The sequence below is a fragment of the Streptomyces sp. NPDC023723 genome, from assembly GCF_040639815.1.
In the GTDB taxonomy this organism is placed as follows: Bacteria; Actinomycetota; Actinomycetes; order Streptomycetales; family Streptomycetaceae; genus Streptomyces.
In genome coordinates this window covers 1-24802 of sequence record NZ_JBFAAP010000047.1, presented here as the reverse complement: position 1 = coordinate 24802, position 24802 = coordinate 1, and the positions used below count along the sequence as shown (strand labels likewise).

At 73.1% G+C, this 24802-nt stretch carries 10 protein-coding genes; 4 read left to right on the top strand and 6 right to left on the bottom strand.

Features of this window, described 5'->3' with window-relative positions; genetic code table 11:
- Positions 1-91 precede the first annotated feature (91 nt).
- Positions 92-493, top strand: a complete 402-nt coding sequence (locus AB0G32_RS32080; RefSeq protein ID WP_361171338.1) for a hypothetical protein — start codon at positions 92-94, stop codon at positions 491-493.
- A gap of 375 nt (positions 494-868) precedes the next feature.
- On the opposite strand, the gene AB0G32_RS32075 is transcribed toward AB0G32_RS32080, so the two are convergent.
- The 5 genes from AB0G32_RS32075 to AB0G32_RS32055 form a co-directional block, all read right to left on the bottom strand.
- A complete protein-coding gene (locus AB0G32_RS32075; RefSeq protein WP_361171335.1) occupies positions 869-1528 on the bottom strand; it encodes a nucleotidyl transferase AbiEii/AbiGii toxin family protein in 660 nt (219 codons plus the stop codon).
- The gene (locus AB0G32_RS32070; RefSeq protein WP_361171332.1) at positions 1525-1887 is read right to left on the bottom strand and encodes a hypothetical protein; all 363 of its coding nucleotides are present in this window, start codon (positions 1885-1887) and stop codon (positions 1525-1527) included. The genes AB0G32_RS32075 and AB0G32_RS32070 overlap by 4 nt, the downstream gene beginning before the upstream one ends.
- 505 nt (positions 1888-2392) lie before the next feature.
- Positions 2393-3781 carry a crotonyl-CoA carboxylase/reductase gene (gene ccrA / locus AB0G32_RS32065; RefSeq protein ID WP_361171329.1) on the bottom strand — a complete coding sequence of 463 codons (1389 nt, stop codon included), beginning with the start codon at positions 3779-3781 and terminating at the stop codon, positions 2393-2395.
- A 73-nt stretch (positions 3782-3854) separates the two neighbouring features.
- Positions 3855-4658, bottom strand: coding sequence for an alpha/beta fold hydrolase (locus AB0G32_RS32060; protein ID WP_361171326.1), 804 nt, complete (start codon positions 4656-4658; stop codon positions 3855-3857).
- A 61-nt stretch (positions 4659-4719) separates the two neighbouring features.
- A complete protein-coding gene (locus AB0G32_RS32055) occupies positions 4720-5664 on the bottom strand; it encodes an alcohol dehydrogenase catalytic domain-containing protein (protein WP_361171323.1) in 945 nt (314 codons plus the stop codon).
- A 262-nt stretch (positions 5665-5926) separates the two neighbouring features.
- Here AB0G32_RS32055 and AB0G32_RS32050 point away from each other — a divergent pair, with 262 nt between their 5' ends.
- Complete coding sequence (locus AB0G32_RS32050) at positions 5927-6556, top strand: malonic semialdehyde reductase (protein WP_361171320.1); 630 nt, start codon at positions 5927-5929, stop codon at positions 6554-6556.
- Positions 6557-6986: 430 nt separating this feature from the next.
- Positions 6987-9917, top strand: coding sequence for an AAA family ATPase (locus AB0G32_RS32045; RefSeq protein ID WP_361171317.1), 2931 nt, complete (start codon positions 6987-6989; stop codon positions 9915-9917).
- Here the strand turns inward: AB0G32_RS32045 and AB0G32_RS32040 are convergent.
- Positions 9883-11490 carry a bifunctional 3-(3-hydroxy-phenyl)propionate/3-hydroxycinnamic acid hydroxylase gene (locus AB0G32_RS32040; protein ID WP_361171314.1) on the bottom strand — a complete coding sequence of 536 codons (1608 nt, stop codon included), beginning with the start codon at positions 11488-11490 and terminating at the stop codon, positions 9883-9885. The two genes, AB0G32_RS32045 and AB0G32_RS32040, sit on opposite strands and share 35 nt — an antisense overlap.
- A gap of 200 nt (positions 11491-11690) precedes the next feature.
- On the opposite strand from AB0G32_RS32040, the gene AB0G32_RS32035 reads away from it, so the two are divergent.
- A partial coding sequence (locus AB0G32_RS32035; RefSeq protein ID WP_361171311.1) for an SDR family NAD(P)-dependent oxidoreductase occupies positions 11691-24802 on the top strand: 13112 nt, incomplete at its 3' end.

Sequence of the window (24802 nt, the reverse complement as noted above, 5' to 3'; positions counted from 1 at the left end):
AGGCTCGCACCTTCCGCCACCATCAAACTAGCCAGGCGCTCATTCCGTTAGGAGTTCTTAGTCCCTGGCCCACACCACCGCGGCGGGCCTCATGACCCTCACCGGCTCCGGCCACGCCACCGCCCGCCACCTGACCGACCGGCAGGGCCGCAAACGCTACACCGGTCTCGAACACGCGGCCAGCACGAGCGTCCAGGACGCCGCCCACACCCTCTTCGGCAACGAGTACGTCGGCACCGACCACGTCTTCCGCCTCAACGGCCCCCGCGTCGAGGCGTTCTCCGGTGTGGACGAGGGGGTCTTCCGACTCTCCGCCAGGAGCGACATCGAGCAGTACCGCGCCCTCGTCCACGCGAGCCGCCACCGCCGCCACCGCCTCACCATCGACGAGGACTGGGGCGGTCCGGTCTCCGTCCACGCCGACGGCTCTGTCTTCGCCCGGCGGCTGTTGCCGGGGCAGAACGAGGAACCCTGCGCGTGCTCGTCTCGCTGACGCACCGCTGAGACGACAGTTCCGTCCAGACGGCCTCTGGGCGGACGACGAAATCACATGACGGCCAGCAGCGTGGGCCTCGACTCGCGGTGACGGTGTAGGCGCGGGCGATGCGGAGCATGGTCTTGCTCACCCGCCCCGAAGGACGGCAGCGGATCCAGCCGGAAGCCTTCCGACCAATTCTGCAAGGTGGCCGTTACCGCGTTCCACCGTTGAATCCCGGACTGGACCTGGGAGTGGTATCGCGCGGCCGCCATGCACATCCGTCGTGCGGGGCAGCCACCCACCGTGGACGAATCCGGGTTGGAACCTGCTGGCCACACCGCATCCTCTGGTTGCAACGGTGGTAGAAGGGATGGCCGCGATGACCGCCTATCAGGCGTTCTCGTCATGGATCCGCGCACCCAGGTCCTCCGCCCACTCCAGCGCCCACGCCTTGAGTTCCTCGATCTGCCGGGAGGTGAGCCCGTAGGCCGTGTAGTCCTCGTCCTCGTACCAGTCCGCGCCGATGAGCCGGTCCCGGAGTTCTTCGAGGCTGAACTCGTCGTGGGCGCGACGGCGGCCCAGGGATTCGAGGTCGGCGGTGGAGCGGTGGCGGGAGGCAGCCTGGACATCGATGAGGTCGCGGACGGTGCCCCGGTCAGCGAGGGCACGGACCTTGGTGCCGATCACGTCGTCGAGGGAAAGAACTGGGCCGTAGGGGGTCTGGGCAGGCGGAGCCCAGAACGCCTCCTTGAGGACATCGACCTCGCACTCCTCGGCGGTGTCCGGATCAGTGACGAGGAACCGGCCGCTGAGCGGATCGGTCTGGACATGCGTGGTCCGCCATCCGCGCGCGCTGAGGCCGGCTGTGAGGGAGGCAACGATCTCCTGCATCGGAGCGGGGTTCTCGGTGGCAACGTCGAGGTCACGACTGAAGCGTTCGACCAAGCCGTGGGCCTGCACGGCGTATCCGCCGGTGAGGACCAGAGGGTAGGGGGAGCCGAGGTCGAGGATGTCGGAGAGGAGACGCTCGTGGAGCGGAGTGAGCTTCACGCGGCGGTCGTGTCGGCCGGAGCACAGCGGAGCAGCTCGGGGAAGGCGTCCTCCCAGACCTCGCGGATGTAGGGACTGATCAAGCGCCGCAGCACGGGCCACTGCTCGGCGAGCAGCCGGTGGTGCAGGAGGGTCACCAGGTCCTCGCGCAGTCCTTCGGCGAGGACGGTCCGGTAGAGAGTCATGCGGGACTTCGGACGGTCCAGGCTGTAGCTCGTCCGCCCGGACCAGACGATGTGGAGCGGCAGATCCACGTCGCCCTCGACGGGGCCGGTCAGTTCCTGCAAGCGCTCGGGAAGCCGGCTGCGGTAGCGGTCCCGCAGCGCCTCGGCACGGGGGGCGGTGAGCGTCGTGTCCATGCATCCAGTATCGCTGCTGAGAGGCGGCGGCATGGCGGATACGGGGGTGCCTGTCCTACGTAAGGGTCGGGCGCCCGCCCTTCCATCGGCCATCTCAAGCAGGGCGCGCTTAGCGCATCATCGCCTACCAGCACAGGCCCCCAGGTGGCGCGGCAATCGGCTGCCCTCTAGACCCGGGCAGCCCGCCCACAGGGGCGGGTGATCATGACGCAGCAGGTCACGCGGAGGGTCGCCAGGGACCTGTCGAGGTCACCCGTCATGGCAGCCGCCTGGTCAGCAAGCTGGGACGCTCCCGCGCCCGATGCTGACCGTTTGCTGAACCTCAGCGGGGCCATCAAGCCTCTGACCTGCAAAAACACCCAAATGCTAGATCTTGGACTTGAACAGAGTACGCAGCACTTTGGACTCCTCGAAGACGGCTCCCTGCCTGCTTTGTGCAGGTCAAGGGCGCCCTCGACCTTACACCGACACCCTCGTCCGGTGGTTGTGAGGAACGTCGCTCCGGTCAGACGGGACGGCTTCCTGCCTGGGCTCCCACTCCGGCGGGCGGCGGGCCTTCCGGGGCCCGGAAGCGGTTGATGGCCTCGATGTGCCGGGCCCGCGTCTCCTCGTCGCGCACGCCCATGCCTTCCTCGGGCGCCAGGCACAGCACGCCGACCTTGCCCTGGTGCAGGTTGCGGTGGACGTCGTAGGCGGCCTGGCCGGTGTCTTCGAGGGAGTACACCTTGGAGAGCGTCGGGTGGATCCTGCCCTTGGCGATCAGCCGGTTGGCCTCCCACGCCTCGCGGTAGTTGGCGAAGTGCGAGCCGATGATGCGCTTCAGCGACATCCACAGGTACCGGTTGTCGTAGACGTGCTCGTAGCCGGACGTCGACGCGCAGGTGACGACGGTGCCTCCTTTGCGCGTGACGTACACGCTGGCGCCGAAGGTCTCGCGGCCGGGGTGCTCGAAGACGATGTCGACGTCCTCGCCGCCGGTCAGCTCGCGGATGCGCCCGCCGAACCGTTTCCATTCCTTCGGGTCCTGGGTGTGGGCGTCCTGCCAGAAGCGGTAGTCCTCGGCGTCGCGGTCGATGACGGCCTCGGCGCCCATCCTCCTGCATATCTCGGCCTTCTGCGGCGAGGAGACCACGCAGACCGGTGTGCCGCCGCCGGCGAGGACGAGTTGCGTGGCGTACGAGCCGAGGCCGCCGCTCGCCCCCCAGACCAGGACGTTGTCGCCCTGCTTCATCTGGGCGCCGTTGCGGGAGACCAGCTGGCGGTAGGCGGTGGAGTTGACCAGGCCGGGAGCGGCGGCCTCCTCCCAGCTCAGGTGCGCGGGCTTGGGCATGAGCTGGTTGGACTTCACCAGCGCGATCTCCGCCAGGCCGCCGAAGTTGGTCTCGAAGCCCCAGATCCGCTGCTCGGGGTCGAGCATGGTGTCGCCGTGGCCGTCGGCGGACTCCAGTTCCACGCTGAGGCAGTGCGCGACGACCTCGTCGCCGGGCTGCCAGGCGTTGACACCCGGACCGGTGCGCAGCACCACGCCCGCCAGATCCGATCCCAGGACGTGGTAGGGCAGGTCGTGCCGGCGGGCCGACTCGCTGAGCCTGCCGTAGCGCTCCAGGAAACGGAACGTCGGCAGCGGTTCGAAGACGGCCGACCACACGGTGTTGTAGTTGACCGAGGAGGCCATCACGGCCACCAGCGCCTCACCGGGGCCGGGCGACGGGGTCGGCACCTCCGCCAGATGGAGCGACTTCCGCGGGTCCTTGTCGACCGAGGCCACCCCCTCGAAGAGGTCGGTCTCGTCCTTGCGGGTGACGATGCCGCGGAAGGAATCGGGAATCCGGACACCGGCCCAGTCCTGCCGGGTGACGTCCTCGGAGAGGAGCGCGCTGATCATGTCTGCCACGTATCGCACCCTAAAGTGACGAGGTCAGCGCGGGAACCCCAGATTCTCGGGGCCCATGCAGGGGGTACCCCCCTTACACCGTCGTCGGGCCCTGCGCCGTGGGGTGAGGGGTGCCCGGCGGTACGGCCGTCGCGGCGTGCCCCGCGATCAGCGCGATGATCGGCGCCTGGTGCGCCGCCAGGTAGAAGTGGCCGCCGTCGAAGACCCGGAGCGTGAACGGCCCTTCGGTGTGCTCGGCCCAGGCCCGCGCCTCGTCCGGGGTCACCTTGGGATCGTCGTCACCGATCAGGCACACCACCGGGCACCGCAGCTTCGGCCCCGGCTCGTACCGGTAGGTCTCGATGGCCCGGTAGTCGGCGCGGATCGCCGGCAGCACCATCCGCTGCACCTCCGGATCGGTGAGGAGCCCGGCGTCCGTGCCGTTCAGCCGGCGAATCTCCGCGAGGACGCCCTGGTCGTCGCGCAGGTGCACGGTCTCCACCCGGACGCGGGACGGTGCGCGCCGGGCGGAGACGAACAGGCCCGCCAGCACGATGCCGTGGTCGTTCTCCAGCCGGCGGGCGATCTCGAAGCCGAGGGTCGCGCCGAGGCTGTGCCCGAAGAGGAGCAGGGGCCGGTCCGCCCAGGGCAGCAGTTCCGCCACCGCCTGGTCGGCCAGCTCGGCGATGCTGCTCGCACAGGGCTCGGCGCGCCGGTCCTGCCGGCCCGGGTACTGCACGGCCAGGACGTCGACGGCGGGCGGCATCGCCGCCGAGACCGGGTGGTAGAAGGAGGCGGAGCCGCCGGCGTGGGGCAGGCAGACCAGCCGGACGTCACTGTCGGGACGGGGGTGGTAGCGGCGGATCCACGCACTGTTCCGCCCGGTCGGTCCGGCCATGTCGCTGAGAAGTCCCTTCCACGGAGAACCACGGAGCACGCTGGGAACACTTGCACAACACTTACGTGAGGTCGACCCACACCTTGCCGGACGCGGTGGCCGCCGCAGCGAACGCCTGGTCGACGTCGTCCAGCGGGTAGCCGTCGCTGACCACCGCGCCCAGGGGGGACGACGACGGTGAGCGCAGCGCGCCGACGGTCCGGGCGAAGTCCCCGGGGTGGTCGTAGACCATGCTGCCGATGAGGGTGACCTGCCCGGCCACCAGGTCACGGGGAGAGAGTTCGAGCGGCTCGGTGCCGAGGCCGATCAGTACGGCGGTGCCGTGCGGGGCGAGGCGCCGCAACCCCTGCTCGACGGCGCCGGGGGCGCCGGAGGTCTCGAAGAGGTACGGGAACGTCTCACCGCCCGGCGGCGCCGGCCGCGCGCCCAGCGAGCAAGACCGTTCGAGGCGGGCCGCGTTGGGCTCCTGGACGTGCACCGTCACCCCGTGCTCGACCAGTGCCCGGCACAGCAGCAGGCCCTGCGAGCCGGCACCGGTCACGAGGCAGGAGCGGCCGGGCGCGATGCCCGAGCGGCGCAGCGCCGCCCATGCCACGGTGGCCGGCTCCACACAGACCAGGTCCTCCAGCGGCACGTCCGGCGCGACCGGCCACACGAACTCCGCCGGCGCCACCGCGTACTCGCTCAGCAGCCCCGGCACGGTCAGCCCGACCGCGGCCCGGCCGGCACAGGCCGACGTCCGGCCCGCCCGGCACGGCGGGCACGCCAGACAGCAGTAGTCCGGCTCGACGACCACGTCCTGACCGACCGTCAGGCCCTCGACACCGGTACCGATCGCGGCCACCCGGCCGGCGCCCTCGTGGCCCAGGATCCACGGCCGGCGCGGCGGCGGCCGCCGTCCCGCGTACACCGCGAGGTCGGAGCCGCACAGGCCGGTGCCGCGCATCCTGATCAGCACCTCTCCGGTACCGCACGCGGGGTCCGGCACGGAGGTCACGGACAGCACGCCGGGCTCCGTCAGCACGGCGGCCCTCAAAGGACCGTCCACTCGTCGCGGCGGCGGATCGTCGGCGGGCGCATACGCGAAGCCTGCCACATGTGATCAGCCTGGCGGTAGACCGCACCGATGCCCTTGCGCCATTCTCTTCCGGCGGCGGACAAATACCCCTTAACAACAGCGGGTTCGGCCTGTGGACGGGCTCGTGGAACGCGTACGCTGTGCCAGGCAATCAGGCACCGCGCGCACCATGAAAAAGGAGTATTTCGATATGTCGGACAGCACCCTGGTCTCCGAAGTGGACCAGAGCTTGTACGCGCTTTCCCCCGAGGGACAGGCATTACTGTTCACCGAGGCGAAGACGGCCTACGGCTTCCGTGACGAGCCGGTCGGGGACGACCGTCTGCAAGCCATCTACGAACTCTTCAAGTGGGCGCCGACCTCGGCGAATATCAACCCGCTGCGCATCCTCTACGTCCGCACCGAGGACGGCAAGCGCCGGCTCCTGGACGGCGTGGCACCGCCCAACCGCGAGCAGACCGCGTCGGCCCCGGTCACCGCGGTGCTGGCGGCGGACACCCAGTTCCCGGAGTATGTCCCCTTCCTGGCGCCGTCCAACCCCCAGCTGCGGGCGATGCTGGAGTCCAACGAGGCCCTGCGGGTGAGCCAGATGGATCTCAACGCCAGGCTCCAGGCCGGTTACTTCGTGCTGGCCGTGCGGGCCGCGGGCCTGGCCGCGGGCCCCATGGGCGGCTTCAACGCGGGCGCCGTCGACGAGGAGTTCTTCCCCGACGGCCGGTGGAAGTCGATCCTGCTGGTGAACATCGGCCACCCGGCCGAGGGCGCGTTCCGCGAGCGGGGGGCGCGGCTGTCCTACGAGCAAGCGGTGCAACTGGTCTGACAGCGGATCAGCTCGGCGCGATGCCGACATTTCGGGGGAACGGGGCACTCGGTGCGGGTGCCCCGTTCCCCCGTCGCGCCCGGCCCGCGCGCGAAGCCGGAGCGGTCCGTGACGTACGACTCAATCGCTTGACATTGCGGTGCACGGCGATTTATGCATGATTCCGACAGTTGCCCCCACCCATTCGGTGTCCCCCCACCCACTCGGTGTCCCCCACGCATTCGGTGCGGCGTCCGCCCGTGCCTTGACCACACACCGTCACCGCAAAAGACTCCGGTTTTACCTGACTCTTAGAGCCGGTGTGTTTTCCTCCATCATTCTCGCCGTGACGTGAATCGTCACAGCTGTCGTCTGCCCGTACGTCAAGCAGTTCGAGCGGCGGTGTTCCCTTCGCCCGGCCGCACACCACTAGGGAATGTCGGGAGCTGGCATGTCATTAAGTTTTCTGGAATGCCGCGATTCCACGGCCGCCGTCACCGGCCGACGTGATCTGGTCGAGCGCGACGCCGCACTGACCGCGCTGCGCGCGTCGTTGGCGGACGCCGTCGGCGGCAAAGGGCGGCTGGTGGTCGTCGAGGGACCGCTCGGCAGCGGCAAGAGCAGACTGGTCCACGAGTTCGTCGAGGCCCTGGACCCCGGCGCCGCGCGCGTCCTGCGGGCCACCGCGTCGCTGCGCGAAGAGGCGCTGCCGTTCGGCGTGCTGACCCAGCTCTCCCACGGCCTGGCCATCCCGCCGGCCCGCCGGGAGGCGTTCCGTGCCCTGCTCGCCGCGGCGGTCGAGCACGCCCTCCTGCACGGCGGCACCGCCCCCGCCGCCCAGGACGCCGCGGACCCCCGGATCGCGGACGCGTTCCAGAAACTCACCGTGGAAATGGCCCACTTGGCCGAAAACACCCCCCTGGTGATCTGTGTCGACAACGCGCACTACGTGGACGCCCCCTCCTTGCACTTCCTCGCGGGCGTCGTGGCCTGGCTGCACTCCACCCGCATCCTGGTGCTGGTCACCGACGACCCGACCATGCGCCGGCCGCGCTCACCGCTGCTCGGCGGGCTCGCACCGAGCCCGCACGTCCACCGCGTCCCCCTGGCCCCGCTCAGCCGCACCGCCGTGCACAGCCTCGCCACCCGGCTGCTCGGACCGCGCACCGCCACCCCCCGGCTCACCGCCGACCTGTACGCCGTCAGCGGCGGCAACCCGCTGGCCGTACGTGCGCTGATCGTCGATCAGCAGGCGGGCGGCACCGGTCACCCGGACGGGTACGGGCAGGCGCTCCTGGACCTCGTGGCGCACGCCCGGCCGCCGATACCGGCCGTGGTCCGCGCCCTCGCGGTGCTCGGCGGCGCCCCGGAGCCGGCCGACCTGGCCCCGTTGGCCGGGCAGGACATCAAGACCACCCGGTGGGCCCTGCGGGCCCTGGCCGACGCGGGCCTGCTGCGCGCCGACGCGCACGGGCCGAGCGCCCACGCGGGACTGCCCGGCACCGGTTTCCCGGGGCCGGCGGCCCGGGCCGCGGCACCGGCGCGCGCCGAGCGGTACGCGTTCCGGCATCCGGCCGGTGCCGCCGCCGTCCTGGACAACCTGCCCGCCGCCGACCGGACCGCGCTGCACCACGCCGCCGCGGAACTGCTGCGGGAGAACGGCGCCGCCGCGCTCACGGTCGCCCGGCAGCTCACCAGCGCCGGGGACGCGGGCATCGACGACGGCATCGACGTACTGCTCACCGCCGCCCAGGAGGCACTGGCGGCCGGTGACGTCGGCACCGCCCTCAGCTGTCTCGGCCTCGCCCGGCGCACCCGGACCGACGGCACCACCGCCGCCCGCGTCCGGACCCGGCTCAGCCGCCTGGAACGGCAGTCGAAGCCGCAGGCGGCCGTCCGCCACCTCCGCCCCCAGCTCGACGACTTCCATGCCGGCCACCTGGACCGGCGGGGCGTCTCCGACCTCGTCCTCGGGCTCGCCGACACCGGCGCCCTGGGCGACCTGACCGCCCTGCTCGACGTGCTGCGCACCCGGTACCGGCAGGACGCCGGGCCCGGCCCCGGCACCGAGGACATCCGCTCCCTGACCAGCTGGGCGGCGATGGCCTACCCCCTCCACACCGGCCTGCGCAGGCTCGCCCACTCCGTCGCCGCGGCCACCCCCGCGGCCGTCCCCTGCCACGACCCGTGGCTGCCCTCCGCGGTCGCCCTGTCCGACGACTACGTCGACGGGCGCGACAACCAGCTGGTCCAACGCGCCGAACTCCTGCTGAGCACCTACCACCTCGACCACGACTCGCTGTGGAACGTGGAGTCCGGGGTGCTCGCGCTGCGCGGCCTCTGCCACGCGGGCCGGCTGGACGAGGTGGTCGCCTGGTGCGAGAAACTGGAGGCCGAGACCGCCGCCCACCACGCCGTCGCCTCGCAGGCCCGGTTCCTCGCCGTGCGCGTCGAGGCCCACCTGCGGCGCGGCGACCTCACCCGCGCCCGGGACCTGGCCGCCGACGCCCTGTCCCTGGTCCCGCCGCAGGGCTGGGGGGTCGGCCTCGCCGGCGTGCTGGCCTGCGCCATCCTGGCCGCCACCCGCTCCGGGGAGCTGGCGGCGGCCGAGAAGTACGTGGCGCTGCCGCTGCCCGAACACGCCCTGCACAGCCGCCACGGCGCCGCCTACCTGCACGCCCGCGGCCACTTCCGGCTCGCCACCCACCATCCGCAGGCCGCGCTCGCCGACTTCCTCGCCTGCGGCCGCTTCGCCGAGACCTGGGGCAGGCCCGGTGCCGACATGGTTCCCTGGCGCCTCAGCGCGGCCGCGGCCTGGCTCGCGCAGAACGACCAGGAACAGGCCAAACGCCTGGTGCGCGAACAGCTCGCCCGGCTGCTCCCCGGCCCGTCCCGGGAACGGGGGATGAGCCTGCGTACCCTGGCCGCGGTGAGCCGGGTCACCCGCCGCCCGCAACTGCTCACCGAGGCCGTCGACATGCTCAAGGAGAGCGGCGACGACTACGAACTCACCCGCGCCCTCATCGACCTCAGCGCCGCCTTCCGGGACGCCGGCGACCAGCGCAACGCCCGCCGGGTGGCCCACCGCGCCTGGCACCTCGCCAAGCAGACCGGCACCGAGCACCTGTGCCGCAAGGCCGCCCTCGACCCGGCCGGCTCCGAGGCCGCGCCCGCCGACGCCGACGCCGAGGAACGCCCCGACGGCGTCTCCGCGCTGACCCGGCAGGAACGCAAGATCGCGGCACTGGCCTCCAAGGGGTACACCAACCGGGAGATCGCCGCCAAGCTGTACATCACCGCCAGTACCGTCGAGCAGCACCTCACCCGGGTCTTCCGCAAGGTCAACGTCAAACGGCGCCAGGACCTGCCCTACCTGCTGTGACCGGCCGGCCGGTCAGCCCCGAACGGAACGCGTCGACCAGCGCCGCCAGTTCACGCGCGGTGCGGGCCGGACCGTAGACGTGGTGGTCCGGGCGCACCAGCAGGTACCGCGCCCGGGCCGCCCGCAGCAGCGGCAGATACACGCCGTCGACGTCCGCGGCGGCGTCCGGCGCGGCTCCGGCGTCCGGCGCCCCGTCCGCCACCAGGTGCACGATCCGGGTGCCGAGCCCGGTGAGGAAGGCGCGCCGCGGTCCGTCGAGTGCCGCCGCCGGGGCGGCCGACCCCAGCAGCACCGGACCGGCGCCGACCACCTCGTCGAAGTACCCGGTCACACCGCCCAGCCGCACCCGGCCCTGCGGCACCACCTGCCCGGCCGGCGGCACCGGTTCCGCGCCGGCCCCGGTGTACAGCAGCCCGGTCCGCAGCGGCGCGCCGGCGCCGCCGCCCCGGCCGGTGTCCGCGCCCGCCAGCAGCGCGGCGTCCCTGGCCGCCGCCGCGGCCGCGTCGGTCACGCAGAGCACCTTGCCCAGCCGCACCGCCGTGCCGACCGCCTCCCGCACATGTCCGGCGCGCTCGGGGCCGTACGTGTCCAGCAGTTCATCACCGGCGTCGCCGCTCAGCACCAGGTCCAGTTTCCACGCCAGGTTCAGCACGTCCCGGACGCCCGCGCACATGCCCTGGCCGGTGAACGGCGGCATCAGGTGGGCCGCGTCCCCCGCGAGCAGCACCCGGCCGCGCCGCCACTGTTCGGCCCAGGCCGCCTGGAAGCGGTAGACGCTGTGCCGCCGCAGCGTGGCGTTGGCCGGGGTCACGTCGAACGGCGCCAGCAGCCGCCACGCCGTCTCCTCCCGGTTCAGCTCGGCCACGCTCTCCCCGGGCAGCCGCATGAACTCCCAGCGCCTGCGGCCGGGTCCGCTGCCCACCGCCGTGGTCGGCCGCGCGGGATCGCAGAACTGCACGTTGAGCGGCGAGAACTCGCGCGGCACGTCCAGTGTCACGTCGCACAGCAGCCAGTCGTAGGAGAAGCCCAGGTCGTTCCACCGCACCCCCAGCCGCTCCCGGACGAAACTGTTCGCGCCGTCGCACCCGACGACCCACGACGCCGTCCACCGCCGCTCCCGCCCCGCCGCGTCGGCCGCCGTCACCGTCACCCGGTCGCCGTCGTCGGACAGTTCGGTCACCGTGCGCCCGCGCACCACCTCGATCCCCGGCAGCCGCCGCGCGCGGGCGGCCAGTGCCTCCTCCAGGGCGGGCTGGTGCATGGTCGTCGTCTCCGGCCAGCCGTGCGCGCCGCGCCGCGCCAGCTCGACGCGGAGCAGCGACGCGCCGTCGGCGTTGCGCCAGTCGTAGGCGTCGGCCGGCAGTCCGATCTCCGCGAACGCGTCGCCCACCCCCAGTGCCGCCAGCGTCCTCGCCGTCTCGCCGTCGAAACTGGTCGCCCGCGGCAGCGTGTAGGGGGTTTCCCAGCGCTCGACCACCGTCACGCGCCGGCCCCGCTGGGCCAGCAGTACCGACAACACCTGACCCACGGGCCCGTACCCGACGATCAGGACATCCGCCTGCGACGTGCGCATCGGCCCCTCCCTCCGGAAGTGCGGCGAACCTACCAACGGCGTTCCGCCGCACCCCGCGCGGGAAGCTCCGCGGGTCACAAGTAAGGGGAGTTGAGGGGGTGATTCAGGGGATCCCCGACGCCCGGCGCGGGTGAAGCTGGACCTGGCCGAAGCCGCCGCAGCGGCACGCGTACCTCAGCAATCGGGAGTGTGGACACAGCATGCTGCGTGCCGAGTTGATCCGCCCGGTGCACGAACTCCTCACCGAACAGAGCAGGCGCTTCGGCGACCGGACCGCCTACCTCGACGCCCGGCGCGCCGTCAGCTACGCCGGTCTGGAAGCCCGTACCCGCCGCCTCGCCGGGCACCTCGCCGGACTGGGCCTGCTGCCCGGTGACCGGGTGGCGATGTTCCTCGGCAACCGGGTCGAGACGGTGGAGAGCTACTTCGCGGTCGTCCGCGCCGGCGGCATCGGCGTCCCGGTCAACCCGCACCTCTCCGCCGCGGAACTGGAGCACCTGCTCACCGTCAGCGGCAGCCGCGTCGTCATCACCGACGCCGCCCACGTGCCCGCGGTGCGCCGGCTGGCCCCCCGCACCGGCCCGCTGACCGTGATCGTGGTGGACGGTGACGGACCCGTGCCCGCCGGGTGCCTCGGCTACGAGCACTTCGCCACCACCGAGCCCGCCACCGGGGCCCGCGACGACCAGGGGCTCGACGACGTCGCCTGGATGCTCTTCACCTCCGGCACCACCAGCAGCCCCAAAGGCGTCCTCGCCACCCAGCGCAACTGCCTGTGGTCGGTCGCCGCCGCCTACGTCCCCGCGCTCGGCCTCACCGCCGAGGACCGGGTGCTGTGGCCGCTGCCGCTGTTCCACAGTCTGTCCCACATCGTCTGCGTGCTGGCCGTGACGGCCGTCGGAGCCACCGCCCGGATCACCGACGGCCACTCCGCCGACGACGTACTCGACCTGTGGGAACAGGACCGGTCCACGGTCATCGCCGGTGTCCCCACGCTCTACCACTATCTCGTCCGCGCCGCGCGGGCCCCGGGTTTCACCGCGCCCCGACTGCGGGTCGGCCTGGTCGGCGGCGCCGTCTTCACCGCCGCGCTGCGCCGCTCCGTGGAGGAGACCTTCGAAGCCCCCCTCATCGACGCCTACGGCTCCACCGAGACCTCCGGTTCCATCGCCATCAACTGGCCGACCGGCGCCCGCGTCGAAGGCTCCTGCGGTCTGCCGGTGCCGGGCCTCGCGCTGCGGGTCGTCGACCACCGCACCGGCCTCGACGTGCCCGACGGCACCGAGGGCGAGGTCTGGGTGCGCGGCCCCAACATCATGGCCGGCTACCACGACCAGCCCGACGCCACCGCCGAGGCGCTGCGCGACGGCTGGTTCCACACCGGTGACCTCGCCGTCCGCGACCGGGCCGGCTATCTGACCGTCACCGGACGGCTCAAGGAACTCATCATCCGCGCCGGGGAGAACATCCACCCCGGTGAGGTGGAGGAGGTGCTGCGCCAGGTCCCCGGCGTCGCCGACGCCGCCGTGGCCGGCAAGCCGCACGACGTCTTCGGCGAAGTGCCGGTCGCCTTCGTCGTCCCCGCCCCCGGCGGCTTCGATCCGGCGCAGGCGCTCGCCCTGTGCCGCGAGCGGCTCTCGTACTTCAAGGTTCCCGAGGAGCTGTACGAGATCGAGCGCATCCCGCGCACGGCCACCGGCAAGGTCACCCGGCACCGGCTGCTGGACGGTCCCGCCCGGCTCCGCGCGGTCGGCAACGCCCACCACGACACCCTTTTCCGCGTCCACTGGGTTCCCCAGCCGTCCGCGCCCGCGCCGGCCGGCGGCCACTGGACGCTCCTCGGCGACCCCGGCACCGCCCTCGCCGACCGGCTCCGGGCCGCCGGCCCCGACCTGACCGGCGACACGCCCTCCGTGGCCCTGCTGCCGGCCGCCGCGGGCACGAGCGTCGACGACTTCCTGCGTACGGCCGAACCCTGGCTCAGGTCCGCCGACCCGGCCGGCCCCCGGCTGGTCGTGCTCACCCGCGGCGCCGTGGCCACCCACCCGGGCGAGACGGTGCGGGACCTCGGCCAGGCGGCGCTGTGGGGCCTGGTCCGCTCCCTCCAGGCCGCCCATCCCGGCCGCGTCGCCGTCGTGGACCTGGATGACGCGGTCGACGCGGACGACGCGACCGACGCGACCGACAACGCTGTCACGGCCGCCCTGGCCGCCGCGGTGGCGTCCGGTGAACCGCAGAGCGCCGTCCGCGACGGTGTCGTCCTGCAGCCCCGGCTGGAACGCGTGACCCTCGACGCCGCGACGGACCCGGTCGCGCAGCCCGATCAGGTCCTCGACCGCGCGGGCACCGCCGTCGTCACCGGAGCCGACACCCGGCGCGGCGCGGCGATCGCCCGCCACCTCGCCACCGCCCACGGCGTCCGCAGCCTGCTGCTGATCACCCCGCCCGGGCAGGGCGCCGAAGCGGCCGGCCTGCGCGCCTGGCTCACCCGGCAGGGCACGGAGGTCCGGCTCGCGGAGGCCGACCTCGACGACCGCGCCAAACTCAGGCGAGCGCTGGCCAAGGCGCCTTCTGCGCTGACCCTGGTCGTCCACGCCTGGGACGCCGTGGACGAGCCGTCCGAGACCCGCGTGGCCGCCGAGGTCCGCACCCTGCACGACCTCACCCGCGACGCCGCCCTCACCGCCTTCGTACTGTCCTCTTCGACCAAGGGTCTGCTGGGCGCGGCCGGCGAGACCACCGAGGCCGCTGCGGCCGCCTTCCTCGACGCCTATGCCCAGAACCTGCGCGTCCAGGGTGTCCCGGCCCGGTCCCTCGCCTGGGGCCCCTGGGAGGGCGAAGGTGACACGGCGAGTGGTGCGGCGGGTGGTGCGGCGAGTGGTGCGGCGAGTGGTGCGCTCACCGAGCAGCAGGCGATGGCCGCCCTGGACACCGCCCTCACCGTGGACGACGCCCAGCTCGTCGTGATGAAGCTCGACCCGTCCGCCGCTCCCGGCTCTCCGCTCCTGCACGACCTGATCGACGTGCCGGCCCGGACCGCCACCGCGGACGAGGCCGTCACGAACGCCCTGCGCGAGCGCCTCGCCGGCGTTCCGGACGCCGACCGCGACCGGCTCCTCACCGACCTGGTCCGCGACCAGCTCGCCGACCTGCTCGGCCTGACCGGCCGGCAGGCCGTGCAGCCAGGACGCCCCTTCACCGACCTGGGCCTGACCTCGGTCACCGTGGTCGAACTGCGCAACCGCCTCACCGAGGCCACCGGGCTCCGGCTCCCCGCCACCTCCGCCTTCGACCACCCCACCCCGCAGGCCCTGGCCGGCCTGCTGCGCCGTGAACTGTCCGGCGACACCGCCCCGACCGCTCCCGCTCCGCTCCCGCGCACGGCCGACGACCCCGTCGTCATCGTGGGCATGGCCTGCCGCCTGCCGGGCGGTGTCGCCTCCCCGGAGGACCTGTGGGAGCTGGTACGGGCGGGCGGCGAGGGCACCGGCCCCTTCCCGACGGACCGGGGCTGGGACCTGGACCACCTCTTCGACCCGGACCCGGACCACCCCGGCACCAGTTACGTCCGCGAGGGCGGTTTCCTGCGCGACGCGGGCGACTTCGACGCGGGTTTCTTCGGCATCTCCCCGCGCGAGGCCCTGGCCATGGACCCGCAGCAGCGGCTGCTCCTGGAAACGTCCTGGGAGGCGTTCGAACGGGCCGGCATCGACCCGACCGCCCTGCGCGGCAAGGACGTCGGCGTCTTCACCGGAATGATGCACCAGGACTACGGTGTCGGCGCCACCGGTGATCTCGAAGGCCACCTCCTGACCGGGACGACGGCCAGCGTGGCGTCGGGCCGCGTGTCCTACGTGCTCGGCTTCGAAGGCCCCGCGGTGACGGTGGACACGGCGTGCTCGTCGTCGCTGGTCGCCCTGCATCTGGCCGCCCAGGCGCTGCGGGCCGGGGAGTGCTCGATGGCGCTCGCCGGCGGCGTGACGGTGATGTCCGGACCCGAGTCGTTCGTGGCGTTCTCCCGGCAGCGGGGCCTGGCTCCGGACGGCCGCTGCAAGTCCTTCGCCGCGGCGGCGGACGGCACGGGCTGGGCGGAGGGCGTGGGCGTGCTGCTGGTGGAGCGGCTGTCGGACGCGGAACGGCTGGGGCACCGGGTACTGGCCGTGGTGCGCGCCAGCGCCGTCAACCAGGACGGCGCCTCCAACGGCCTCACCGCCCCCAACGGCCCCTCCCAGCAACGCGTCATCCGCCGGGCACTGGCCGGCGCGGGCCTGACCCCGGCCGACGTGGACGCGGTGGAGGCACACGGCACGGGCACGGCACTGGGCGATCCGATTGAGGCGCAGGCGGTACTGGCGACGTACGGTCAGGACCGTGAACAGCCCTTGTGGCTGGGCTCGCTGAAGTCGAACATCGGGCATGCGCAGGCGGCTGCGGGGGTGGCCGGCGTCATCAAGATGGTGATGGCGATGCGGCACGGGGTGCTGCCGCGCACTTTGCACGTCGACACCCCCAGCCCTCAGGTGGACTGGTCGGCGGGTGCGGTGGAACTGCTGACCGAGGAACGGCAGTGGCCGGAGACGGGACGCCCGAGGCGGGTGGGGGTGTCGGGCTTCGGTGTGAGTGGGACGAACGCCCACGTGATCCTGGAGGGAGTGGCGGAGGAACCGGTCACGGTACCCGGACCGGAAGGTGTGGTGCCGCTGCTGGTGTCGGGGCGCGGCGGAGCGGGGCTGCGGGCGCAGGCGCGGCAGTTGGCCGAGTTCGTACGGACACGTCCTGAGCTGGATCTGGGCGCGATCGCCGCAGGACTGGTGAGCGGGCGGGCGGAGTTGCCGGACCGTGCGGTGGTAATCGCCGAAGACCGGGCCGAAGCGCTGGCCGGACTGGAAGCCATCGCCGAAGGTGCCGGCAGCGGCGGCCGGGCGGACGTGCAAGGACGGGTGGCGTTCGTCTTCCCCGGCCAGGGCACACAGTGGGCAGGCATGGGCGCCGAACTCGCCGACACCTCACCCGTCTTCGCCCAGGCACTGGCCGAGTGCGCGGCGGTGATGGACGAACTGACCGGCTGGTCCCTCCTCGACGCCATCCACGGACACATCCCCCTGGACCGAGTCGACGTCATCCAGCCCGTGTCCTTCGCCGTCATGGTCAGCCTGGCCCGCATGTGGGAAACAGCAGGCGTACGGCCATCAGCGGTGATCGGGCACTCCCAGGGCGAGATCGCCGCAGCACATGTGGCCGGCGGACTCTCCCTCGCAGACGCCGTCAAAATCGTCGTCCTGCGCAGCCACGCCATCGCCACCCACCTCTCCGGCCACGGCGCCATGATGTCCCTCGCCCTCACCCCAGCACAGGCCAAAGAACTCACCGCCCCCTGGAACCACCGCATCCAGACCGCCGCCCTCAACGGACCGGCATCCGTCGTCGTCGCAGGCGAACCACAAGCCCTCACCGAACTCGCCACCACCTGCGACCAGAACGGCATCCGCACCCGCACCATCGACGTCGACTACGCCTCCCACACCACCCACGTCGAAACCATCCAAGAACACCTCACCCACACCCTCGCAGACATCACCCCCACCACCTCACACACCCCCTTCCTCTCCACCGTCGAAGCCGACTGGCTCGACACCACCCACCTCAACGCCACCTACTGGTACCGCAACCTCCGCAACACCGTCCAATTCACCCCCGCCATCCACCACCTCCTCACCCAACGCTTCACCACCTTCATCGAAATCAGCCCCCACCCCGTCCTCACCCCAAGCATCGAAGCCACCACCGAACAGACCGAATCGGGACCTGTCCTCGTGACCGGCACCCTGCGCCGCGGTGAAGGCAACTCACAGCGCCTGCTGACCTCCTTCGGCCACGCATGGACCCGCGGCATCCCCATCAACTGGACCACCCTCCTCGGCCAAAGTCCCGCCTGGAACCTCCCCACCTACCCCTTCCAACACCAGCACTACTGGCTCCGGAGCGTTCCTTCGGCGGGTGCCGTGGCCGCCGCCGGGCTCATGGATGCCCGACACCCGCTGCTCGACGCCTGGGTCGAACTACCCGACGACGGCGGGGTGTTGTTCACCGCCCGGCTGTCGTCGAGCAGCCACCCCTGGCTGGCCGAACACACGGTGCACGGAGTCGCGGTGGTGCCCGGGGCGGCGTTCCTGGAGATGGCGGTGCGTGCCGGGGACGAGGTCGGCTGCGGTGCCGTCGAGGAGTTGGTGATCGAGACGCCGCTCGTGCTCGCGGAGGGCCCGGGTGTGCGGCTCCAGGTGGCCGTCGGCGCGGCGGACGGCTCCGGGCGGCGTCGGCTGACCGTCCGCTCTCGGCGTCAGGGTGCCCCCGACTGGACCCGGCACGCCACCGGCACACTCGCCGGCCCTCCGGACGCCGTCCCCGGCATCGACCTGTCGGTGTGGCCGCCGACCGGGGCGGTGCCCGTCGAGGTGGATGCGGCGGTGCCGGGGCTGCGTGCGGCGTGGCGGCGGGGCGAGGAGGTGTTCGCCGAGGCCGAGGTGGACGAGGAGCAGCGGGACGCGGCCGAGCGGTTCGCGCTGCATCCCGCGCTGCTCGAAGCCGTGGGCCGGGCCGGCGGTGGCACCTCCGCGCTGTCCGTCGTCGCCTACCGTGCGGTGTCCCTGACAGCGGCCGGGGCCACCTCGCTGCGGGCGCGTATCGCTCCGGACGGCAGTGGCGGTACGGCGCTGGAACTCGCGGACGCCGCCGGCCGGGCGGTCGGCAGCCTCGGGTCGGTCGTCTCGCGTGAGGTCGACGCGGATGAGCTGGTGTCGGCGGCCGCTCAGGGCGGCGTGGACCCGCTGGACGCGTTGTTCCGCGTCGACTGGGTGCCTCTTGCCGTCGAGGCCGTGGCGGACCCGACGCGGCAACTGGTCGCCGTCGCCGACCCCGGTGAACTGTCGGCGTCGGCGGCTCGGAGTGATGTGCGCGTGGATCTGACGGACACCGCCCAGGGGTTGCGAGCGCTGACCTCGCGGGCGTTGGCGTGGGTCCAGGCGTGGCTTGCCCTGCCGGTGACGGATGCGCGGCTGGTCGTCGTCACGCGGAACGTCGGCGACCCGGTCACCGCGGCGGTCTGGGGGCTCGTCCGCTCGGCGCAGTCGGAGGCACCGAAGCGACTGGTCCTGGCCGCCGTGGACGGGGACGCCGCCTCCGAGGCGCTGCTGCCCGCCGCCCTCGTCACCGGGGAGCCGCAGTTCGCCCTCACCGCCGGCCGGGCCACCGTACCGAGGCTGGTGCGGGCGGCGGACTCCGGCGCCGTGCAGCCGCTCGGCACCGTCGATGCCGTAAAGCCGCTCAGCACCGTCGATGCCGTGCAGCCGCTCGAACCCGACAGCACCGTCGACGTCCCAAAGCCGCTCAACCCCGACAGCACCGTCAACGTCGTAAAGCCGCTCAACCCCGGCGGCACCGTTCTGATCACCGGCGGCACCGGCACCCTGGGCCGCCTGCTCGCCCGGCATCTCGTGGCCGAGCACGGTGTACGGCACCTGCTGCTGGTCAGCCGGCGCGGTGGTGGTGCCGGCGGCGTGCCCGAGCTGGAGCGCGACCTCGGCGCGCTGGGCGCCACCGTGCGCACCGTCGCCTGCGACGTCACCGACCGTGCCGCGCTGGCCGGCCTGCTGGCGTCGGTCCCCGGCGAGACACCGCTCACCGCGGTCGTCCACACCGCCGGTGTACTGGACGACGGCGTGGTCACCGCCCTCACCCCGGAGCGGCTGGACGCGGTCCTGCGGCCCAAGGCGGACGCGGCGCTCCTGCTGGACGAGCTGACCCGGGACACCGGCCTCGCGGCGTTCGTGCTGTACTCCTCGGCCGCCGGCGTCCTCGGCAACCCCGGACAGGCCAACTACGCCGCCGCCAACGCCTTCCTGGACGCGCTGGCCGCGCGGCGCAGGGCGGCGGGGCTGCCCGCCACCTCGCTCGCCTGGGGCCACTGGGCGGCCACCAGCGAGCTGACCGCCCACCTCACCGACTCCGACCTGCGGCAGCACTCCCGGCGGTTCGGGATGGCGGCGCTGGACGAGGAGACGGGCCTCGCGCTGTTCGACGCCGGTCTGCGCAGCAGCGTCCCGGCGCTGGTGGCGGCCCGGCTCGACCTCGGGCGGCTGCGTGCCGAGCCGGACGGCGGCCCGGTCGCTCCCCTGCTGCGCGAGCTGGTACGGCCGGTCCGGCGCCGGGCCGCGGGCCGGGCGGCGGCCGGCGGGACGGACCTCGCACGACGGCTGGCGCCGCTGACGCCCGACGAGCGGCACGAGACGCTGCTGGAGCTGGTCAGGAACCGGGCCGCGCACGTCCTCGGGCATCCGTCCGCCGACGCCGTCGCCGCCGGCCGGGCGTTCCGTGCGGCGGGCTTCGACTCGCTGACCTCCGTAGAACTGCGCAACCGGCTCGCCGCGGACACCGGACTCCGGCTGCCCGCCACCCTGCTCTACGACCACCCGAGCCCGGCCGCCCTCACCCGGCATCTGCTCACGGAACTCCTGGCGGAGGCTGACGCCGACGCCGGGGCGGCACCGTCCGCAACCCCGCACGGGACGTCCGACGACCCCATTGCCATTGTCGCGATGAGCTGCCGCTTCCCCGGTGGCGTGGAGAGCCCGGAGGACTTCTGGCGGCTGATCAGCGAGGGCGGTGACGCGGTCGGCGACTTCCCGGACGACCGCGGCTGGGACCTGTCCGCGCTCTACGACAGCGACCCCGACCACCCCGGCACGTCGTACGCCCGGCACGGTGCGTTCCTGACGGACGCCGCCGGGTTCGACGCGGGCTTCTTCGGCATCTCGCCGCGCGAGGCCCTGGCGATGGACCCGCAGCAGCGGCTGCTCCTGGAGACGTCGTGGGAGGTGTTCGAACGGGCCGGCATCGACCCGACGACCCTGGCGGGCCGCGACATCGGTGTGTTCACCGGCATGAACACCCAGGACTACGCGCTGCGCCTGCGCGAGGTCTCCGAGGAGGTCGAGGGGCACCGCATCACCGGCATCTCCGCGGCCGTGCTGTCCGGCCGGGTGGCCTACACCCTTGGTCTCGAAGGGCCTGCGGTGACTATCGACACGGCGTGCTCGTCGTCGCTGGTGGCCCTGCACCTGGCGGCGCAGGCGCTGCGGGCGGGCGAGTGCTCGATGGCGCTGGCCGGCGGGGTCACGGTGATGGCCGCGCCGGACGCCTTCGTCGACTTCTCCAGGCAGCGGGGCCTGTCGTCCGACGGCCGGTGCAAGGCGTTCGCCGCGTCGGCGGACGGCACCGGGTGGGCCGAGGGCGTGGGCGTGCTGCTCGTGCAGCGGCTGTCGGACGCCCGGCGCGACGGTCACCAGGTGCTGGCCCTCGTCAGTGGCAGCGCGGTGAACCAGGACGGCGCGTCCAACGGCCTCACCGCTCCCAACGGCCCCTCCCAGCAGCGTGTCATCCGGCAGGCGCTGAGCAGCGCCGGGCTGACCGGTGCCGACGTGGACGTGGTCGAGGCGCACGGCACCGGCACGGCGTTGGGCGACCCCATCGAGGCGCAGGCCGTCCTCGCCACCTACGGTCAGGACCGGCCCGCGGACCGCCCGCTGTGGCTGGGCTCGGTGAAGTCCAACATCGGGCACGCGCAGGCCGCGGCGGGCGTGGCCGGCGTCATCAAGACGGTCATGGCCATCCGGCACGGCCTCCTGCCGCGCACCCTGCACGTCGACGCACCCACCCCGCAGGTCGACTGGTCGGCGGGCGCGGTGGAACTGCTGACGGAGCAGCGGCCCTGGCCCGAGGCCGGGCGACCGCGCCGGGCGGGTGTGTCCGCGTTCGGCGTCAGCGGCACCAACGCCCACGTCATCGTCGAGCAGGCACCTGACCCGGACACCAGCACGGACACCAGTACAGACGCCACACCCACCCCCACGGCCGTGTCCGCAGTCGTCCCCTGGGTTCTCTCGGCCCGCAGCCCCGAGGCGCTGGCAGGGCAGGCGGACCGGCTCGCGCAGTGGGCCCGGCGGCACCCGGAAGCCGACCCCGCCGACATCGCCCACGCACTGCTCTCCAGCCGGGCGGCGTTCGAACACCGTGCCGTCGTCGTGGGCGCGGGACGCACCGCGCTGCTCGACGGTCTGGACGCCTTCGCCCACCCCCGGCACGCCCGCGCGGTGGCGCGTCCCGGCAGGCTCGCGGTGCTCTTCACCGGCCAGGGCAGCCAGTACACCGGCATGGGCCGCCACCTGCACGAGCACTACCCGGTGTTCCGCGCCGCCTTCGACGCCGCCTGTGCCGAACTGGACCGGCACCTGCTGGACGCCGGGCACGTCACCCGGTCCGTCCGGGACGTGGTGTTCGGCGACGACCCGGCCGAGCTGGAGCGGACGGTGTTCGCGCAGGCCGGTCTGTTCGCCGTGGAAGTCGCCCTGTTCCGGCTCTACGAGTCCTGGGGCGTCCGCCCCGACCAACTCGCCGGGCACTCCGTCGGCGAGGTGACGGCGGCGCACGTGGCGGGCGTGCTGTCCCTCCCGGACGCCGTGACGCTGCTGGCGGCCCGCGGACGGCTGATGCAGGCCCTGCCGGGCGGGGCGATGGCCGCGCTCAACGCCCCCGAGTCCGTCGTCCGGCCCCTGCTCGCCGACGCGCCGGGCACCGTCGGCATCGCGGCGGTCAACGGGCCTGCCTCCGTCGTGGTCTCCGGCGACCGGGACGCCGTGACGGCCGTCGCCGAGGCGTGCGCGGCCCGCGGCCACCGCACCAGGCACCTCCGGGTCAGCCACGCCTTCCACTCCGCGCACATGGACGGCATGCTCGACGCGTTCCGCGAGGTGGTCGCCGGGCTGTCGTACTCGCTCCCGACGATTCCCGTCGTCTCCGGCGTCACCGGCGAGCCGGCCACCCCGGAGCAACTGTGCTCCCCGGACTACTGGGTCGAGCACGTCCGCCGCACCGTCCGCTTCCACGACGTCGTCGGCGCGCTGCACACGCAACACGTCACCACCTTCCTGGAACTGGGTCCCGGCGGCGTCCTCACCGCGATGGCCCAGGAGGCGTCCGGCCCCGGCGCCGAGCCGGCGATGTTCGTGCCCACGCTGCACGGTGACGCCGAGGACGAACGGATCGGCGCTGTCACCGCGCTGGCCCGGCTGCACGTGCGCGGCGTCCCCGTCGACTTCTCCGCCCTGCTCCCGGCGGTCCCGCACCGCACGGTCGACGACCTGCCCACCTACGCCTTCCAGCACCGCCGGTACTGGCCGGACGCCCCGCACCCGACGGCCCACCCGGCACCCGCGTCCCAGCCGGCGCCCGTACCCTCATCCGCATCGGAACCGGGGTCCGAGCCGGGGCCGGTGCCCGGACCGGTCGGCGACACACCGCTGGATCTGGTGCTGACCAGCGCCGCCGCCGTGCTCGGACACGACGACGCCTCGGCGATCGACCCCGAACGGCCCTTCCAGGACCTCGGCTTCGACTCCTTGAACGCGGTCCGGCTCCGCAACCGCCTGTACGACCTGACCGGCGCCGACCTGCCCACCACCCTCGCCTTCGACCATCCGACACCGGCCGCGCTCGCGTCGTTCCTGCGCTCCCGGCTGCTCGGCGACGACACCGCCGGACACGACGGCCCGGCCCGGCGGGCGGTCGATCCCGGCGAACCGGTCGCCATCGTCGGCATGGCGTGCCGGCTGCCGGGCGGTGTGGCCGACCCGGAGGACCTGTGGCGGCTGCTGCGGGCCGGTCAGGAGGGCATCGGCGAGTTCCCGACGAACCGCGGCTGGGACCTGGACTCGCTCTTCGACCCGGACCCCGACCACGCCGGCACCAGCTACACGCGGCGCGGCGGTTTCCTCTACGACGCGGGCGAGTTCGACGCGGAGTTCTTCGGCATCTCCCCGCGCGAGGCCCTGGCGATGGACCCGCAGCAGCGGCTGCTCCTCGAAACGTCCTGGGAGGCGCTGGAGCGGGCCGGCCTCGATCCCACCGCCCTGCGCGGCCAGGAAGTCGGTGTCTTCGCCGGCATGGTCAACCACGACTACACCAGCCGCCTCCGCACCGCCCCCGAGGGTTCCGAGGGGTACCTCATGACCGGCGGGGCGGGCAGTGTGCTGTCGGGCCGGGTGTCGTACGCGCTGGGCTTCGAGGGACCCGCGGTGACCATCGACACGGCGTGCTCGTCGTCGCTGGTGGCCCTGCACCTGGCCGCCCAGGCGCTGCGCTCCGGCGAGTGCACGATGGCCCTCGCGGGTGGCGTGACGGTGATGGCCGGGCCCGAGGCGTTCGTGGAGTTCTCCCGGCAGCGGGGCCTGTCGGCGGACGGCCGCTGCAAGTCCTTCGCCGCCTCCGCGGACGGCACCGGATGGGCCGAGGGTGCGGGCGTAGTCCTGGTCGAGCGGCTGTCGGACGCCGAACGCCTTGGTCACCGGGTGCTGGCGGTACTGCGCGGCAGCGCGGTCAACCAGGACGGTGCCTCCAACGGCCTCACCGCCCCCAACGGCCCTTCCCAGCAGCGGGTGATCCGGCGGGCGCTGGCGGAGGCCGGGCTGACGCCGGGTGAGGTGGACGCGGTGGAGGCACACGGCACGGGCACGGCACTGGGCGACCCCATCGAGGCCCAGGCGATACTGGCCACCTACGGCCAGAACCGCGAACGCCCACTGCTGCTCGGATCGTTGAAGTCCAACATCGGACACGCCCAGGCCGCCGCGGGCGTCGCGGGCGTCATCAAAACGGTACTGGCCCTCCAGCACGGCATCCTGCCGCGCACCCTGCACGTCGACACCCCCACCCCGCAGGTCGACTGGTCCACCGGCGCAGTGGAACTGCTCACGCAGGAACGGGAATGGCCGCACACCGACCGTCCACGCCGGGCCGGCGTCTCCGCATTCGGCGTCAGCGGCACCAACGCCCACCTCATCCTGGAACAGGCCGCGGAGGCCGGTGAAGCGCCGGTCACGACGGCACGCCCGGACGGCGGCCTGACGCTCCTCCCCCTCTCCGCACGGGGCAAGGACGCCCTGCGCGCGCAGGCACAGCGACTGCTGTCCCACCTGGGCCAGCGACCCGAACTGGACCTCACCGCAGTGGGCGGCGCGCTGGCCGCGAGCCGGGCCGGGTTGCCGGAGCGGGCGGTGGTGGTCGCCGGTGACCGGGACGAGGCGCTGGCGGGCCTGAGCGCGGTGGCGCGGGGCGAGACGGCGGTCGGCGTGCACTCCGGATCGGTGCGGCGTGGACGGCTGGCTGTGCTGTTCACCGGCCAGGGCTCCCAACGAGTCGGCATGGGACGCGGACTGTACGACACGTTCCCCGTCTACCGCGAGGCGTTCGACGAGGTATGCGC

Bases quoted from the DNA above. Each gene is read 5' to 3' on its own strand.
- AB0G32_RS32080 (WP_361171338.1), top strand. From the start codon at position 92: ATGACCCTCACCGGCTCCGGCCACGCCACCGCCCGCCACCTGACCGAC.
- AB0G32_RS32070 (WP_361171332.1), bottom strand. From the start codon at position 1,887: ATGGACACGACGCTCACCGCCCCCCGTGCCGAGGCGCTGCGGGACCGC.
- AB0G32_RS32060 (WP_361171326.1), bottom strand. From the start codon at position 4,658: ATGGCCGGACCGACCGGGCGGAACAGTGCGTGGATCCGCCGCTACCAC.
- AB0G32_RS32050 (WP_361171320.1), top strand. From the start codon at position 5,927: ATGTCGGACAGCACCCTGGTCTCCGAAGTGGACCAGAGCTTGTACGCG.
- AB0G32_RS32045 (WP_361171317.1), top strand. From the start codon at position 6,987: ATGTCATTAAGTTTTCTGGAATGCCGCGATTCCACGGCCGCCGTCACC.
- AB0G32_RS32040 (WP_361171314.1), bottom strand. From the start codon at position 11,490: ATGCGCACGTCGCAGGCGGATGTCCTGATCGTCGGGTACGGGCCCGTG.